The sequence below is a fragment of the Paraburkholderia sp. genome (assembly GCF_049581445.1).
GTDB lineage: Bacteria > Pseudomonadota > Gammaproteobacteria > Burkholderiales > Burkholderiaceae > Paraburkholderia.
In genome coordinates, this window is the sequence record NZ_JBAURZ010000074.1 from 24,403 (window position 1) to 40,831 (window position 16,429).

At 58.6% G+C, this 16,429-nt stretch carries 15 protein-coding genes and 1 pseudogene; 12 read left to right on the plus strand and 4 right to left on the minus strand.

What is annotated here, in order from left to right; genetic code table 11:
* The first annotated feature begins 158 nt into the window (after window positions 1-158).
* From WCA85_RS05770 to WCA85_RS05780, 3 genes are all read left to right on the plus strand, one after another.
* Window positions 159-719 carry a cytochrome b gene (locus WCA85_RS05770; RefSeq protein ID WP_424062206.1) on the plus strand — a complete coding sequence of 187 codons (561 nt, stop codon included), beginning with the start codon at window positions 159-161 and terminating at the stop codon, window positions 717-719.
* 19 nt (window positions 720-738) lie between these two features.
* On the plus strand, window positions 739-1,299 hold the full coding sequence (locus tag WCA85_RS05775; protein ID WP_424062207.1) for a YceI family protein: 561 nt from the start codon (window positions 739-741) through the stop codon (window positions 1,297-1,299).
* Window positions 1,300-1,374: 75 nt separating this feature from the next.
* Window positions 1,375-1,959 (plus strand): YceI family protein, encoded by a 585-nt coding sequence (locus tag WCA85_RS05780; protein WP_424062208.1) that lies wholly within the window; start codon window positions 1,375-1,377, stop codon window positions 1,957-1,959.
* A gap of 158 nt (window positions 1,960-2,117) precedes the next feature.
* Here WCA85_RS05780 and WCA85_RS05785 read toward each other — a convergent pair whose 3' ends face one another.
* Window positions 2,118-2,612, minus strand: a complete 495-nt coding sequence (locus WCA85_RS05785; protein WP_424062209.1) for a cupin domain-containing protein — start codon at window positions 2,610-2,612, stop codon at window positions 2,118-2,120.
* Between the two features lie 301 nt (window positions 2,613-2,913).
* Between WCA85_RS05785 and WCA85_RS05790 the strand changes: the two genes are divergently transcribed.
* A complete protein-coding gene (locus WCA85_RS05790; RefSeq protein ID WP_424062210.1) occupies window positions 2,914-3,639 on the plus strand; it encodes a YceH family protein in 726 nt (241 codons plus the stop codon).
* A gap of 53 nt (window positions 3,640-3,692) precedes the next feature.
* On the opposite strand, the gene WCA85_RS05795 is transcribed toward WCA85_RS05790, so the two are convergent.
* Both WCA85_RS05795 and WCA85_RS05800 read right to left on the minus strand, forming a co-directional pair.
* The gene (locus WCA85_RS05795; RefSeq protein WP_424062211.1) at window positions 3,693-3,977 is read right to left on the minus strand and encodes a hypothetical protein; all 285 of its coding nucleotides are present in this window, start codon (window positions 3,975-3,977) and stop codon (window positions 3,693-3,695) included.
* 118 nt (window positions 3,978-4,095) lie between these two features.
* Window positions 4,096-5,628 (minus strand): methyl-accepting chemotaxis protein, encoded by a 1,533-nt coding sequence (locus WCA85_RS05800; RefSeq protein ID WP_424062212.1) that lies wholly within the window; start codon window positions 5,626-5,628, stop codon window positions 4,096-4,098.
* Window positions 5,629-6,132: 504 nt separating this feature from the next.
* Here WCA85_RS05800 and WCA85_RS05805 point away from each other — a divergent pair.
* Window positions 6,133-7,107, plus strand: a complete 975-nt coding sequence (locus WCA85_RS05805) for an ABC transporter substrate-binding protein (RefSeq protein ID WP_424062213.1) — start codon at window positions 6,133-6,135, stop codon at window positions 7,105-7,107.
* Between the two features lie 320 nt (window positions 7,108-7,427).
* Window positions 7,428-8,540: a porin gene (locus WCA85_RS05810; protein WP_424062214.1), complete on the plus strand. Its 1,113-nt coding sequence runs from the start codon at window positions 7,428-7,430 to the stop codon at window positions 8,538-8,540.
* 76 nt (window positions 8,541-8,616) lie between these two features.
* Here the strand turns inward: WCA85_RS05810 and WCA85_RS05815 are convergent, their stop codons facing one another.
* Window positions 8,617-9,735: an ABC transporter substrate-binding protein gene (locus WCA85_RS05815; RefSeq protein ID WP_424062215.1), complete on the minus strand. Its 1,119-nt coding sequence runs from the start codon at window positions 9,733-9,735 to the stop codon at window positions 8,617-8,619.
* 585 nt (window positions 9,736-10,320) lie between these two features.
* Here WCA85_RS05815 and WCA85_RS05820 point away from each other — a divergent pair.
* The 6 genes and pseudogenes from WCA85_RS05820 to WCA85_RS05845 all read left to right on the plus strand — a co-directional run.
* On the plus strand, window positions 10,321-11,139 hold the full coding sequence (locus WCA85_RS05820; protein ID WP_424062220.1) for a hypothetical protein: 819 nt from the start codon (window positions 10,321-10,323) through the stop codon (window positions 11,137-11,139).
* A gap of 126 nt (window positions 11,140-11,265) precedes the next feature.
* Complete coding sequence (locus WCA85_RS05825) at window positions 11,266-12,129, plus strand: amidohydrolase family protein (RefSeq protein ID WP_424062216.1); 864 nt, start codon at window positions 11,266-11,268, stop codon at window positions 12,127-12,129.
* A gap of 104 nt (window positions 12,130-12,233) precedes the next feature.
* A complete protein-coding gene (locus tag WCA85_RS05830; RefSeq protein ID WP_424062217.1) occupies window positions 12,234-14,273 on the plus strand; it encodes a tripartite tricarboxylate transporter permease in 2,040 nt (679 codons plus the stop codon).
* Between the two features lie 156 nt (window positions 14,274-14,429).
* Window positions 14,430-14,960, plus strand: a complete 531-nt coding sequence (locus tag WCA85_RS05835; RefSeq protein WP_424062218.1) for a carboxymuconolactone decarboxylase — start codon at window positions 14,430-14,432, stop codon at window positions 14,958-14,960.
* Between the two features lie 159 nt (window positions 14,961-15,119).
* Window positions 15,120-16,007, plus strand: a complete 888-nt coding sequence (locus WCA85_RS05840; protein ID WP_424062219.1) for an MFS transporter — start codon at window positions 15,120-15,122, stop codon at window positions 16,005-16,007.
* Window positions 16,008-16,164: 157 nt separating this feature from the next.
* Window positions 16,165-16,429, plus strand: a pseudogene (locus WCA85_RS05845) (ABC transporter substrate-binding protein); the annotation flags it as partial.

Below are 16,429 nucleotides of genomic sequence, written 5' to 3' on the forward strand. Positions count from 1 at the left end.
GTATGGCGATCTTCACGCACCCCCAGCGATTTGCATCGCTGGAACAACAATCTGTTTTCATCCAATGCGCTATTCACGACGGGTTGGCGCTTCTAGAATCCAATGCCTCACAACCCGTTCGTCCCATGCGGACGGACTGCCTCAATACGCTAACCTAAATGACGATGACGACGGTTCCTCCGCACAAGCTGCGCTATAGCGCGACCGCCATGAGTCTGCATTGGTTGATCGCGTTGATGATCGTAGTGGGGTTTTATATCGGCTGGATCATGACCGATATCCCCGGTTTCACGCCCACCAAGCTCAAGTACTTCTCGTGGCACAAGTGGATCGGGGTGACGATCTTCGTTCTGGCTGCAATCCGCCTGGCGTGGCGCCTCACGCACCGTGCTCCGGCGTTGCCCTCCGGCATCGCGCCGGTTCAGAAGCTCGCGGCAGAAGCGGCGCACATGATCCTGTACCTGCTGATGTTTGCGATACCAGCCTCGGGCTATCTGTACAGCTCAGCGGCCGGCATCCAGGTGGTTTATCTGGGCATCGTCCCGCTGCCGACGTTGATCGGGCCCGACACCGCATTGAAAGTCGTGCTGAAGACGGTCCACATCTGGCTGAACTACACCCTGCTCACGCTTGTGATCCTTCACGTGCTGGCGGCGCTCAAGCATCAGTTTGTCGATCGCGACGGCCTGCTGGCCCGCATGATCCCCTTTCTCAAGTAGATATAGACCCGAGGCAGATATGAACCGCTTTTTCCGTCGCTCGATATTGACCGCCAGTGTGGCGGCCTCGTTGTTTGCGGGCGTCGCGCATGCACAGGTCGACCTGTCGAAAAGCAAGGTGACCGCGACCTCGAAGCAGATGAATGTGCCTGTCGATGGGACCTTCAAAAAGTTCACGGCGCAACTCGACTTCGATCCCGCGAAACCGGCCGCAGGCAGCGCCAAGCTCTCAATCGATACCGCCAGCTATGACCTGGGCGACGAAAGCTACAACCAGCAGGTGCGCGGCAAAGACTGGTTCAACACCGCGCAGTTTCCGAATGCGACCTTCGTGTCGAGCGCCATTGCGCCGGCCGGTGGCAATCAGTTCAAGGTCAGCGGCACGCTCACCATCAAGGGCAAGTCTGAAAACGTTACAGTGCCGGTGACCGTCACGCAGCAAGGCGCGACGCAGACCTTCGACGGCACGCTGCCGATCAAACGCAGCCAGTTCGATATTGGTTTGGGCGAATGGAAAGACACGTCGGTGGTGGCCGATGAAGTCCTGATCAAGTTTCATCTTGTGGACGCCCGCAAATAAGCGGCCGACACCACGCAAAAAAGCAAAGCAAAAAGCTGAAGCGAACACGCAACAACATTTAACTGGAGAATGACGATGAAAAAGCAACTCTTGGCGGTAACGGTCGCCGCCTTGGCAGCGGGTACTTCGTTTGGCGCAATGGCAGCCGAAACGACCTATATGCTCGATCCGATGCACACCGCGCCGAGCTTCGAAGCCGACCACTTCGGCGGCATCTCGATCTGGCGTGGCAAGTTCACGAAGAGCAGCGGCACGGTGACAATCGATCGCGAAGCGAAGACGGGCACGCTGGATGCCACCATTGATCTGAGCTCGGTGGATATCGGCAATGACAAGCTGAATGAAGAATTGAAGAGCCCGGAGTTCTTCAATATCGCGCAGTTCCCGACGGCAGTCTACAAGGGCACGTCGATGAAGTTCAAGGGTGACGTGCCGGTGGAAGTAGTCGGCGAACTGACAATGCACGGTGTGACGAAGCCGCTGAATCTGAAGATCGAATCGTTCAAGTGCTTCCAGAACCCGATGCTCAAGCGCGAAGTGTGTGGCACGGAATCGACGGCCACCTTCAATCGTGCGGATTTCGGCATTGATTACGGCAAGGCGTACGGCTTCAAGATGGAAACGGTGCTGCACATCCAGGCCGAAGGCGTGAAGCAGTAAGCCAGTCAAGCAGAGGCACGCTGAAGACCCGTCATGCGTTGGCGGGTTTTTTTATGGCGCTCTGAATGACGTGCGGCCAGGCCGCCGTTTCTGGCACACGCGGGCGTCGTGTTTATCAATGCCGCATGTGCCAGAGCCCTAAGGTGCTCGCCGCTGACTCAGGGCTTGTTGCGCTTCGGTTCGCCGTTATGCAGACCCAAGGGACGCGCCGGCCAATCCAGCCACCGATCCGGACGCGTGGCTTCATGGGCCTCGTTCATCGGATAGCGAATCCGGTTCTCAGGTTTCGCCGTTTCGCCGATCACCATCATCCGGACCTCCTGATCCGTGTTGTTCATGAAGGTGTGGCAGATGCCAGTGCCAGCAGGAAACGAGACCGAATCCCCCGGCGCCAGCCGATACAGATGGCCGTCAATCCACACATCCGGCGTGCCTTCAATTACAAACACGAACTCCTCTTCTGCGCTTTCGGCATGCGGATACGACGAACGGCGCCCCGGCGGCAAGCGGAGGTGATGAATGCCGATGCGTTGCAAACCGAGCTTTTGCGCAAGCGGTGCGCCAATGCCGAGCAGTTCCGTACTGTTCTTGTAGTGGGCGTTGTCCTCGTCTTCCAGTTCGGTCCAGTGCCGGATGAACTCGGGTCGTTCCATTGAAGTCTCCTTGAATCGCCAACGTGTACAGATGCGTTGTTTGCGGGATGGTTCGAGGTTGTTCAACTACGCAAAACGTGCGGCGATCTTACCGCGTGACCGGGCGACGTCATAGCGGCGCAAAAAGCTTAGGCGGAGCGAGTCGGCCCACGCGAACCATCCAAAGCCCTATTCTGCGGCCCTGGATCAGTGCGTATTTCCGGGGCCAGCCATGACGGATATGATATCGATCACTGCCCGGCACCCCGTCAGGCTCACGATCAGGGCGGCATGCAACGCGCCGCCCATAGCGAAGTCCATCATGAACTCCACCCCCGACGCCATTTCACGCCCCGCCATGCGTGCGCTGACGCCCATCGAAGCGCGCGTGCTCAGCGTGCTCGTCGAAAAGCAGCATACGGTGCCGGACACTTACCCGTTGTCGCTCAACTCACTGACCTCTGGCTGCAACCAGAAAACTGCGCGCGCGCCGGTGATGAACGTGACCGACGCGGAGGTGCTCACCGCAATCGATGGTCTGAAGCGGCTTAGTCTGGTGCTCGAAGGCAGCAGCAGCCGAGTGCCGCGTTTCGAGCACAACCTGAACCGCGTGCTCGGCGTGCCGAGCCAGTCAGCTGCTCTGCTCACCGTGCTGATGCTACGTGGGCCGCAAACTGCCGCGGAATTGCGCCTGAACGCTTCGCGTCTGCACGACTTTGCGGATATTTCGTCAGTTGAAGTGTTTCTGCAAGAACTTGCGGATCATGAGCCTGCACGCGTGGTAAAGCTGCCGCGCACACCGGGCGAGCGCGAGAGCCGCTGGATGCATTTGCTGTGCGGCGAGGTAAGCGTGGCTGCGGGCGACGGCTACGCCGAGGAAGCGGAGCGCCGCGTTTCGGACGATTCGTCTCTGACCGCCGAAGTCGAGACGCTCAAGGCCGACCAGCAACGCCTGAGCGAAGAAGTGGCCCGGTTACAGGCAATGGTGCGCCATATGGCGGCCGAGCTTGGCATCAATCTCGACGGGGTTGCGCCGCCTGAGTCCTGAGCACGCTCAAGCTGTCCGGCCGCCGAGAGTTGGCCGGGTTCAGTTGTCCGGGTTCAGTTGTCCGGGAAATCCCCGAATGGGTTGCCTGTGTCTTTTGTTTCGGTGCTGAGGTTGTATTCCGCGCGCATGGCCTTCAGCACGCCTTCAACGTCGCGCTCGAAACCGGCTGCGTTGCCGAAATGTTTCATGTCCCAGTTGCAGCCGGTCTTATCGGGCTCCTGCAATTGCGGACGTGGTACGCGAATCTTCACGCCGTCTTCGACGACTTCCTGCAGGCGGTGGAGGCGCCGGTTGACCTCCTGCTGAAGCTGCGATGCGTTGAGCGTTTTCCGTATCATCGAAGTCTCCTTTCTGATGCTGGAGCGAGTCTAGCGCAACTGCGGCGACGGTTCGCGCGTATCAGTGACTTCACTGCGACTGCGGCACCCCTTCAAGCTGATGCGCGGCGTGGCCCCATCAAATCCGGAACTGTGCGACCGAATTGACCAACTGCGCGGCCTGTTGCCTGAGGCTCTCGGCCGCTGCTGCACTCTGCTCGACCAGCGCGGCGTTCTGCTGCGTCGTCTGGTCCATCTGGGCCACCGCTTCACCCACCTGCTCGACGCCGGTGCTCTGTTCCACACTGGCTCTGCTGATCTCACCCACGATAACCGTGACACGCTGGATGGCGCCGACGATCTGCGTCATCGTCGTGCCCGCCTCGTCGACGAGCACGGTACCGTGGTCAACCCGCTCGACGCTATCAGAGATTAGCGCCTGAATCTCCCGGGCGGCCTGTGCGGTGCGTTGCGCAAGACTGCGGACTTCGGCGGCGACGACCGCAAATCCACGTCCCTGTCCACCTGCCCGGGCTGCCTCAACCGCCGCATTCAGTGCGAGGATGTTGGTCTGGGCCGCAATGCCGTCGATGATGCCGATAATGTCGGCAATCTTGCCCGCACTCTGGTTGATTCCTTGCATGGTTTCAACCACCTGGTCCACCACCTTGCCACCCTTCAATGCGATCGACGACGCACCGTTGGCCAGTTCGCTGGCCTCCCGCGCGTTTTCGGCGTTTTGCCTGACGGTGACACTGAGCTGCTCCATCGATGCCGCCGTTTCCTGCAATGCGTTCGCCTGTTCCTCGGTTCGCTGGCTAAGGTCAGCATTGCCCGACGCGATCTGCGCCGAGCCGGTGGCGATTGAATCACTGCTATTGCGTACCTGTCCGACGATGTGCGCGAGCGAAACTGTCATGGCCTTCATGGCCGCCATCAGACTATCCGTGTCGCCGGGCTGCACGTGCAGGTCGACGTCGAGATTGCCTGTCGCGATCTGGCGCGCCGCTTCGCGCGCGTCGTTGGGTTCGCCGCCGAGCTTGCGTGTCATCGCACGCGAAAACATCACGGCGCCGGCGATGCCCGCCACCAGGGCGAGCACCATGGCACTGAAGCTCGCAAGGATCGCGCGCTTCTGCTTCGCCTGTGCAAGCACGATGGCAGCGGTACTCTGCTCGACGATCTTGCTGCCGGATTCGCGCAGCAGGATCACCGGTTCGCGGTCGATGCCATCCATCGCTTGATCGCCGACGGCAATATCGAAATCCGACGCCTTGAATAGTTCGAGCGCCTTGCGATACGACTGCCCCATCTGCTTGTGGAGGACGTTGAACTGCTCGATCATCGAGCGGGCTTCGCCGGGTGGCAACTCGATAGCGAGCTTCTCGGTGATAGTCTGGGAAGCCTGCTCGTACTTCTCGAAGGCGCTCCAGTACTTGTCGAGTTGCTTGGGGTTCTTGCCGCGCAACAGGATGTCCTTGCCGTTCTGCACCTGGTTCTTGAAGGCGACCAGCGCATCTGCGACCTGGCGTGCCTGCGAACCGTCCACTTCGATTAGGCGTTCGTAGGTGTTCGCGGCATCGTTCATCTGGAAAACACCGAAGAGCCCCGCTGCGGATGCAACCAGTAACGCGACGCCCAATGCCAGCGGAAGTTGATGGACCAGTCTCATGTCTCACTCTAGTTCTGGTTCTGGAATAGTCCGCCTCGCCATTGCGATATTGAATGGGACTTTTCTAATCAACCCTTTTCCCTCGGGTTAGTCCTGATTGGCGACTGGATAAGAAACCTGTCGTCGCACGTTTCGTCTCGATGAAATAACGATATTCGAGAATGAATCGCCCGTCCCTATATAAAAGTGAGATTCGCTGGCACTTTTTGTTAACTCGTGAGCGAACGCATACAGCACAGCTCTATTTACGACATTCAGTGCTTATTCAAACACGCAGGTGAATGGCCGGGGACGCGGGTCTCATGGCGGGTCTGGGAAGCCGTCCTGGCGCGCAAAACTACCGCGTACACGCTACAGACCGGCCGATCAACAAAAGTGCCATTGAATCTGATTTTTGTGTAGGGACGTGCGATCCATCCTCAAATATTCTTACTCCATCGAGACGCTACGTCCGACGCTGGATTCTTCATCCGGTTGTCGTCGACGACTAATTCACAGGAGAGGATGTTGACCAAGAAAGTCCCGCTCAAGATCGCAATCGCTGAGCATCCGCACACGTCTGCCATCCGTAACGGTTCCATTCCCATCGAGGGCGTGGATGCCGAGTTCATCACCGTGCAGCCGCAAATTGGCGCATTTCGCCGGATGGTGCGTGACGTCGAATTCGATGTCTGCGAACTGGCACCGACCACCTACATTATTGCCCGCGCTTACGGTGCGCCGTTCGTCGGCTTGCCGATTTTTGTGGTGCGCCGTTTTCACCACGCTGGGCTGCTGGTGCGCCCGGAAGCTGGCATCAAAACCCCCAAGGACCTGGAAGGCAAGAAAGTTGGCGTGCGTGCCTACTCGGTGACGACCGGCGTGTGGACGCGTCAGGTCCTGATCGATGAATTCGGCCTTGATTCGTCGAAGGTGACCTGGGTTGTCGATGACGAGGAGCATGTCACGCAGCTCAAGTTGCCGTCGAATGTGATTCATGCGCCAGCTGGCAGTTCGTTGGCTGACATGATGGCCAAGGGCGAACTATCTGCGGGGTTTGGAGCGAACGCGGGCATCGGTCGCACCGGCGCGCCCACCGGCGGGTGGAAGGAAGTCGAGGCCGACTATCCCGATCTGCTGCCCAACGCGACCGAACTCGAAACCGAGTATTACGGGCGCACCGGAGTCTATCCGATGCACGGCACGATCGTGGTCAAGGACTCGGTACTCGCCGGGCATCCGTGGATTGCGAAATCGATTTACGACGCCTTCGCTCAATCGAAGAAGGAATGGTTGGCGCGTCTCGATGCTGGCGAGGCTACCACCGCAGGCGACAGCAAATATCTGAAGCTGCGCAAGATCGTTGGACACGATCCGCTACCCTATGGCATAGAAGAAAACCGCAAAACTATCGAGGCCCTCGAAGCCACGGCATTCAAGCAGGGTCTCACGCCGCGCCGGATGTCCATGAGCGAGCTGTTCGTCGATCCCAGCGTCTGAACAGAAGTCTCCTGCAGCGTCGCCTCGAGTTATTACCTTGGTTCACCGCCTCTGCCTGCTTTCGGCTCTCGTCGAACGCAGGCATTTTGCATTGTCCCGATGCTTCGCTATCGTGCTCGCTTCCCTTGAATCACACGGCGTTTGACCATCCGCTCAAGTCTCGACCCGATTATTTCAATAGACCTACGGCGAGAAGCTAGCAAGAATTGCACTGCCTCAAATCATTATTAAACCGGAGACAACGTGATCCAGCGAGACGTCAATCGTCTCAGCCGTTCCACAGCAGTGGACGAGGATCACTTCAAGGAGACAGAAGCAGCATGAATCACAAGATCGCATTTTGCGCTTGCGCGACGTTGATAAACATTGCACCGGCTTCGGCTCAGGAAGTAGGCCCAAGCAGCGTCACACTTTACGGTGCGATCGACCAAGGCGTGCAATACCTCAGCCACGCGGCCACGGGAAAGACGACTGGTGACGCTTTCCAGGTGGGCTCAGGGATGGCGACTTCCTTCTTTGGACTTCGTGGCGCAGAAAATCTCGGCAACGGTGTGCAAGCCATATGGAACCTGGAGGGTGGATTTTCGCCGCAGAATGGCACATCGAGCCAGGGTGGGCGCCTGTTTGGCCGGCAGTCGTACGTGGGTCTGGACGGTCCGTACGGCCGCCTGACGTTTGGCCGCCAGTACACCATGCGGTTTTATGCCATCTCGGCCGTCAATCCGTTCGGGGACGGTGCGCAGGGCCTGACAACGCTCGACAACGGTATTGCCAATCCTCGCGCCGACAATGCCGTCAGCTACCGCGCACACCTCGGTGGCTTCGAAGCTGGCGTGAACTACAGCTTCGGGCGCGACGCCGTCGCCGCTGACCCGGTTAGCGCAGTCGGCACCAATTGTCCGGGCGAAACGACGCCCTATCTGGAGTGCAAGGAGTGGTCTGCACTGCTGAAGTACACAGGCAACAACTGGGGCGGTGCTGCCGCCTATGAGCGGAATTACGGTGGCACGTCGGTGACGTACGGCGGTCTCACGTCACCTGGGCTCGCGGACAGCCGGTTCGTCTCGGGCGCTTACTTCAACGTGAACGGCGCCAGGTTTGGCGCAGGGTGGATATTGCGCACCGATCTCGGTATCTCCACGCCGAGGAGCAACTTGTTCTGGCTGACCGGCACGGTGCCCGTGACCACGAGCGTGTCCATCGACGGCATGCTGGCGGAACTCAAATATGAGCATTCGCCAAACAAGGCACTCGTAGAAGTTCTGCGCGGCGTCTACTCGCTGTCCAAGACTACGTCGCTCTATATAACGGCGGATCACATTCATAACTACGGAAAACTGGCGCTCGCGGCGAGCACGATGTTGCCCGTCCAGGCACCTCCGCCCGGCGGCTCACAGCTTTCCGTCATCGTCGGTATCAAGCATCGTTTTTGAATCGCGTCGCAAGGATTGTGCGTGGCCGATGTCGAATCAAAAATATTGGCCTATGACATAAACTTTGGAATACTAATCATTGAAGTTTGGCGGCCGCACGTGCCGCCGACATATCGGCCACGGCTTCGATGGGCAGCTTCTGCTTCAAGGTTCCGAATGCGATGTCCATGTCCTGCAGATAGGCCATATCGCCGCCGGTCAGGGACAGGTCTCGGGAGTAAGGACGCTGGCTCTGGTTGAAGTCCCAGATGGCCAGTGCAGAGGCGTGGTCGAAATCTTTCTGGGCACGCTTGCGCGCTTCAAAGAAGGCATCATGTGCCGCCGGTGACATCAGGTATTCGTAGAGCGCCCCATAGGCCGCCATGACCGCGACAAGGCCATCGTGCTTGTCTCTGAGTGCGGAATTGGAAGCATAGGCAGTCTGGAAGATGCATCTGGGTAGCGCCTCCCACAGGTTGCCACCGTTGATCGCCACCAGCCCGTCGTGATCATTCAGATGCGAGACGCTTGAGCAGCAGGCATCAGCTTCACCCTTGGCGACCGCCTCATGACATGCATCATTGCTTCCCTTGTTGATGAAATTCAGTTGCGACACGTCGATGTCGGCTTCTCGCAATAGCTGCATCATGAGCATGTTCAGCAAGCCTGTAGCAGGCCCGACGGCGACTGTCTTGCCCTTGAGATCAGCGAGCTTGCTGATGCGCTCGGGCCTTGCGAAGACCGTCAGTGCACACTTGCGCATGCCGGCGCCGACGACCTTGACCTTCGCGCCTTGTGCGATTCGCGGCAGCACCATGTTGTAGCCGGACACCATGCAGACGTCCGCGGCGCCCGCGCCGATTGCATCGAACGGGCCGGTGTTGCCGGGAATATCGACCATAAGCGCATTGGCGCCGAATTGGCGCAGATAGCCTTGCTGCTCCATCAATGTATTGAGCGTCGCGTTCTCGAGGCCGGGATTGCTGACGACCCTGATCTGGGCCGTGCTAGCCTTTGCGACGTGTGGTGCGGCCAGTTGACCCGCAGCAAGTCCCATGCCGAGAAGGCCAGTGCTGCGCAAAAATTGGCGGCGGTTAAAAGTTTGAGTCATCGGAAGTCTCCATTTTTTTGGCGTGATTTTTCGAGCGATTTTCGACGCAACAGCCGGCGAAAGGATGTGTGAGGAGACGTAAGACGCTTTGTTGCGCGCGTTCATGGCCGCACCTACACTGCCGGTGCCGCGTCGTCCATCGACGTGACTGGAAAAATCCGGATATTGCTTGCTAGACGTGCTTTGGTCGATTGAATAAAACGACTTCAGACTTAACCTGATGGTAAAACCTGCGGGGGTACACGACGTGTCGGAACTTGGGGGGTATCTTTCCCTCAAGCGCCGTTTGACCATTTGCTCAACTCCGGCCCAGTTTTTATCAATTGACGCAAAGCTGTGCACTGGCAAAAATTGGTGCATTGAGTCGACAACTCATAGCGACAACGCGAACCATCATCGATGGTGGCGGCCGTCTTCGGCGTGCCGTGATGGTGGATCGCACAACAAGTATCGGAGACATGCAGAACGATGAACTACAGGACCGCATTACGCGCTTTCGCGGTGCTAATGGGCATTTCAACGACGGCGGTTGCTGCGCCGGCTGGTGGTCAGTCAGTTGAACAGTTTTATAGCGGAAAGACCGTCACACTTCTTGTCAGCGCCGACGCAGGCACGCCCACCGACATTATCGCGCGGCAATTTGCGCGCTTCTTCGTGAGGTACATGCCAGGGCATCCAAAGGCAGTGGTGATGAATGTGATTGGGGCGGGAGGCATGGTTGCGGCGGCTTCGCTTCAGTCAAGGCAAGCGAATGACGGCACCGTGATAGGTTTTCTTCAGCGCAATAACCTTTACATTCCGTTGCTCGATCCGAGGCAGAGCAGATTCGATCCCCGCAAAGTGAGGTGGCTTGGAAGCCTGAATAAAGTGGACTACTGCATGGTCGCGATGACCCGCTCGGGTGTGACGACGGCCGATGATCTGTTCAAAAAGAAAATGTTCAGTGGCGCGACCGGGTTCTCCAACGAGGATCGAACCCTTCCGGCACTGCTGAACGAGTACCTCGGCACCAAGATGGCCATTGTTCCTGGTTATACGGGCCGCGGTGAAGTCTATCTGGCGATGCAAAGAGGCGAAGTCGACGGTTGGGCCTCGACCGTTGACGGACTGAAGCAGGGCGATCCGGTGCGACTGCTAGCGAGTGGAAAGATGAAAGTGCTGCTGGACTTCGGCTGGAAAAGCCCCCCGGAGTTTCCCAACATTCCGAACCTGAGCACGTATATCACCAAACCTGAGGTCAAGGCTGTGTTCAATCTGTTCCTGCTGCCTTTCGAGGCTGGACGGCCCATCGCGGTGCCCGAAGACGTGCCTCAAGATCGTCTTGAAGCGTTGCGTTCAGCCTTTTCAAAGACGATTGCGGATCCTGAGTTCGACGCGACGATGAAAAATGCCGGGTTTCCGGTCGACGCGATTGACGGGAGCGCGGTAGAACAGATCATCAGCAAGCTGTACGCCACACCCGAACCGCAACTGGAGAGTGCTCGCAAGCTCATCTTCAGTCCCGAGTGACAGCGACTGGTGCGTGCGGGTCCAGGTTCTGATTCTGCGCGCTCTGGTCTGCTGGTGATCTAGCCAGAAGAATGTCATGCATCCATTCTGGATGGATGACGTAATGTTAGTTAGAGGTACTATTCAATGAAACATGAAATCATCGATATTCATCCTCATATCGTTTCGAAGGATACGGTCCGCTATCCTGTCGCTCCCCAGCATGGGCATCGTTCTGACTGGTCTGCCACGCGCCCGGTCACGTTCGAACAGATGATCGTTGAGATGGATGAGGCCGGGGTTGCGAAGGCTGCAATCGTGCATTCATCGACGACCTATGGGCACAACAACGCCTATGTAGCCGACTCCGTGGCGCAGCAGCCGAAGCGATTCACCGGTGTCTATTCCTTCGATCTGTTTGCGGCCGACGCGCTCAATACTTTCGACTACTGGCTGGCCCACGGGATGGGCGGAATCCGCCTGTTCACCGGCGGCGCGACGCATCAGGGTGATGGAAGCTGGCTGGTCGATCCAGCGACCTTCCCGATCTGGGAACGCTGTGCGGAGATCGGTATGACCATGGTGGTCCAGACGACGCTGGCGGGCGTGCCGATGGTGGCCGAACTGGCAGCGCGCTTTCCGAACGTGAAGATCGCGGTCGATCACTGTGCCCGCCCGGTCCTCGAGGAGGGGCCGCCGTATGCTGCCTGTGCGAAGTTGTTCGAACTGGCGAAATTTGAAAACGTCTATATGAAGGTTACGCCACGGACTTTCGACCTTGCACAGGCAGCACCCGGTGGAGCGGAAGCGTTCTTCCCGCATCTTGTGAAGGTGTTCGGTGCGGACCATCTTGCCTTTGGTTCCAACTATCCGGCCTCGGCGGGACCGCTTAAAAAGCTGATCGATCAGGGGCACGCGTGTTTCGTATCGCTGAGCGAGGAGGAGCGCGCCTGGGTTTGGGGCCGCACGGCACAAGTGCTCTATCCCGCTCTTGCTGATCAGAGCCTGTAACGTGTCGAAGATACCGGCGCACCATCTGCTACGATGCCCCATCGTTGCCCCTGGCTGACTGACAGAGTGGGCCTGCTGAGCTTGCTCGCTAATCTGGATGACTCATGGAATTTTTCAACGATGCAACGTTGTTGGCAGCCGGTCACGCGTTGTCGACGCTCTTGCAGTTCCACCGCCTGGTCTTTCTTGTGTTCGGCGTCTTGGTTGGGCTGGCGATCGGACTGTTGCCAGGCATCGGCGGACTGACCGGCTTCGCATTGCTCGTGCCGTTCACCTACACGATGGATCCGTATGCGGCCTTTGCGATGTTGCTCGGCATGGCTTCGGTCATCACGACTTCGGACGTGATCCCGGCGGTGCTGTTTGGCGTGCCGGGTCACGCTGCTTCGCAGGCGACCGTACTCGATGGTCTGCCGATGACCAAACGCGGGGAGGCCTCACGTGCGCTAAGCGCGTGCTATACATCCTCGCTTTTGGGCGGACTGATCGGAGCACTCATCCTGGCAGTCTCCTTGCCTCTGGTACGACCTTTTGTCCTCTCGATTGCTACTCCTGAGATGCTGGGGCTGACGATTTTCGGCATTTCGATGGTGGCGTCGTTATCGGGTAATGCGCCATTGAAAGGTATCGTCGCAGCGTGTTTCGGCATTCTCATAGGCATGATCGGTACGAATGTCGAAACGGGGCAAATGCGCTGGACAGGTGATCTCCTTTATCTGCAGGACGGCATTCCACTGGTGCCGATCATCCTTGGCATCTTCGCGCTGCCCGAACTGTGCGAACTTGCTATCCGACGTACGGCAATTGCTGAGAGCATGCAGTTCAGTTCGCGCGAGGGAATGCGGCAGGGCGTGATGGACACGCTGCGAAACTGGTTCCTGGTGATGCGATGCGGTGGACTGGGGGCAGTACTCGGCGCGATTCCCGGCATTACCGGCGCAGTAACAGACTGGATCGCCTATGGTCATGCAATGCAAACCTCAAAGGGGGCCAAGGAATCGTTTACGAAGGGGGATGTCCGCGGCGTCATCGCGCCGGAAGCAGCCAACAACGCGAGAGAGGGCGGCAGCCTGGTACCCATGCTGGCATTCGGTGTACCCGGCGGCGCAGCGCAGGCCATCCTGCTTGGCGCGATGATGGTGCATGGGTTCATACCCGGCCCCGACATGTTGACCAAGCATCTGGACCTGACCTATTCAATGGTGTGGTCTATTGCACTCGCCAACATCTTTGGCGCGGGTCTGTGCTTCCTGCTCAGCGGGCAATTCGCCAAGATTTCGACGCTGCGCTATACGCTCATCCTGCCGGTCATCATGCCCATCATCTATGTAGGCGCATTTCAGGGCTCGCGTAGCTGGGGCGATCTGTTCGTACTGTTGATTGCTGGTGTGATCGGCTGGACCATGAAGCGGATGAAATGGACGCGTCCACCGCTGATCCTGGGTCTGGTACTCGGTGTGCTGATGGAACGCTACATGACAATCTCTTTCATGCGATACGGCACGCACTGGCTATTGCGGCCGGGTGTCATGGTCCTTCTGGTTCTCGCGGTGCTGATCTTTCTCAACCCGCTGTTCAAACTGATCCGCAGGGGCGGCCTTGCCAGACTCAAGCCGAGTGGGAAAGTCGCGTTCAAGCTAGAAGACCTCACGTATCTCTTCTTCATCGGCGTGGGAACTTACATGCTGGTGACCGCACAGAGCTGGCTCCTCCTCGCGAGAGTAGGACCGACAGTCGTAGCAAGTATCCTCGTCATTGCCGGGACGCTTAGTCTGGCGAACAAAGTCTTCGTGGCGCCTGCGCCTGCTGGGGCGGCGCATGCAGGCGGGATTCACATGGATGTAGCGAGCAGCAACGACGAAAGCCTGACAAACAGGACAATGTTGCTCCGGGCAGCGAAGTTCTTTGGGTGGTTCCTCGCGTTTCTCGCCTGCATGGCAGTGATCGGCATGATCCCCACGGTCCCTCTGATGATCGTGGCGTTCATGCGCGTCGAAGGGCGCGAGTCGTGGCGACTCAGCCTGATCCTCGCGCTTTGTGTGACGGCACTTCTCTACCTCATATTCCAGCAGATCATTCACATACCCTGGCCAAGCAGTCTCCTGGGTCAGTGGTTTCCCATGCTCGCCGTCGGGGGCGATTGACGGCTCACGGCCCTTTGCTCTGGTCGGACAGGGCAGTGCAGGTCGCGGGCGTCAGGCAGACATGCAGCCAGTTTATCCAGGCAGGAGTCGGATCGGTACGAGGCGTGTGCCGATGCGAGTAACTGCTTCGGCATCGTTTCATTGCAAGGAGAGTGCATGATGGACAATCGACTCAACCGTATCGATCCTGAGAAGGCCACCGATGAGCAGCAGAAAGTGATTGCGCGGCTTGGCGAAGGGCGAGGGCGCATCCCCACGCCTTTCAATATCTGGCTGCACAACCCGCATCTGGCGGGAGGGATGGAAATTATCGGCACCCATGTCGATCGCTCGCCGGTGCTCAGCGAAGCGGAGACCGAGGTGGCGATCCTCTCGACGGCAGTCCTCTGGAACGCGCCCTACGTGATCGCCAACCACCGGCGCCATGCATTGAAAGCCGGCATTCCTGAGACGGTGGTCAATGCCATCATCGAAAAACGCCGCCCCGAATTGGTCGAAGGACGCCTCGGTGTGGTCTGCGAAGCTGTTTGCGACATTCTCGCAGGAGGCGCGATCGACGACTCGCGCTTTGCCCGCTACGACGCCGAGCTTGGCCGTGCGGTGATCGCCGAGTTGTTGATTACCGTGGGCTATTTCACCTCGGTTTCGCTCGCCATGACACTGCACGCACTCGAGCCCAAGGGCTGATTGTTGATCCCAGCCAATTTCATCTCGCGCCAGGAGACCTGATTCCTGGCGCGGGTCTGTCACTACCGAGAATGGGCGGTGTTTTTTGCATAAGACAATCATGCATATTGACCCACACCTCTATAAAGCCGCACATAAAACACAAGAGTGGGCCACAGCATGACGCACGTAACCGAAACATCGTCGTCTGCGATTGACGCGGGCGCCGGCCTTTCAGCTTTGTTGAAGCAGGCGTCGTTCGCACGGTTCATGACGGCTCGCGTCGGCTCTATCACGGCCCAGCAGATGATATTGCTTGCGGTCAGCTGGCACATGTACGACCTGACATCCAGTGCCTGGGATCTTGGGCTCGTCGGACTCTTTCAGTTCATTCCTGGACTCGCCACGACGTTCGTCGCCGGGCATTGCGCCGACCGCATGCATCGTGGCCGGATCGTCGCGGTCTGTCTTGCTGCTCAGGCTATCACTGCCGGACTGCTCGCCGCAGCGACCGCCATGCATGTGGTAACGCGCGACGTGCTGCTCGCGCTCTCGCTCGTCCTCGGCGCGATCCGGCCGTTTCAGATGTCGGGGCAGCAGGCGCTGTTGCCGATGCTGGCGCCGCCGCGGTTGCTGGCGAGGTCAATGGCGCTCAGCACGGCGGTCCAGCAGGTCTGCGTGGTCGCCGGGCCCGCGTTGGGCGGTCTGCTGTTCGCTATGGGCATCAACGTTGTCTACCTGACCTGCGCCGCGCTTTTCTGCGTGAGCGCCGTGATGTGCGCATTCGTGCGGTACGACTACGTGCCACTGCCGCGAGAACCCGTCACGGCAGCAACGATCCTCGCCGGCTTGCGCTTCGTGTGGGATCACCCATTGTTGCTCGGCGGGATTTCGCTTGACCTGTTCGCGGTTCTGTTTGGGGGCGCCACTGCTCTGCTGCCTGTCTACGCGAGAGAGATTTTGCATGTCGGACCGCAAGGGCTGGGATTGCTGCGCTCGTTTCCTCTCATCCTGCTTCCGGCATCGGAAGTTCGCATAGATGCACTTAGGGCTTTACCAAACGGTTAAGGGCACCGCCCTTTATTTCAATAGACGGAAAGTGCGCTCCGCAAGATCATGTAGTCAACGAAATCACCCGCACCACCATGCAGTGCAACGATCTTTGCAGCGAAGTTGCGACGGTCAGCGGGTCAATCGAATATGGCTATTCAAACAGGAGACTCCGTTGACTAGAAAAGTCCCGCTCAAGATCGCAATCGCTGAGCATCCGCACACGTCTGCCATCCGTAACGGTTCCATTCCCATCGAGGGCGTGGATGCCGAGTTCATCACCGTGCAGCCGCAGATTGGCGCATTTCGCCGGATGGTGCGCGACGTCGAATTCGACGTTTGCGAGTTGGCGCCCACAACCTACATCATTGCCCGGGCGTATGGCGCACCGTTTGTCGCGTTGCCGATCTTCGTGGTGCGGCGCTTCCATCACGGCGGCC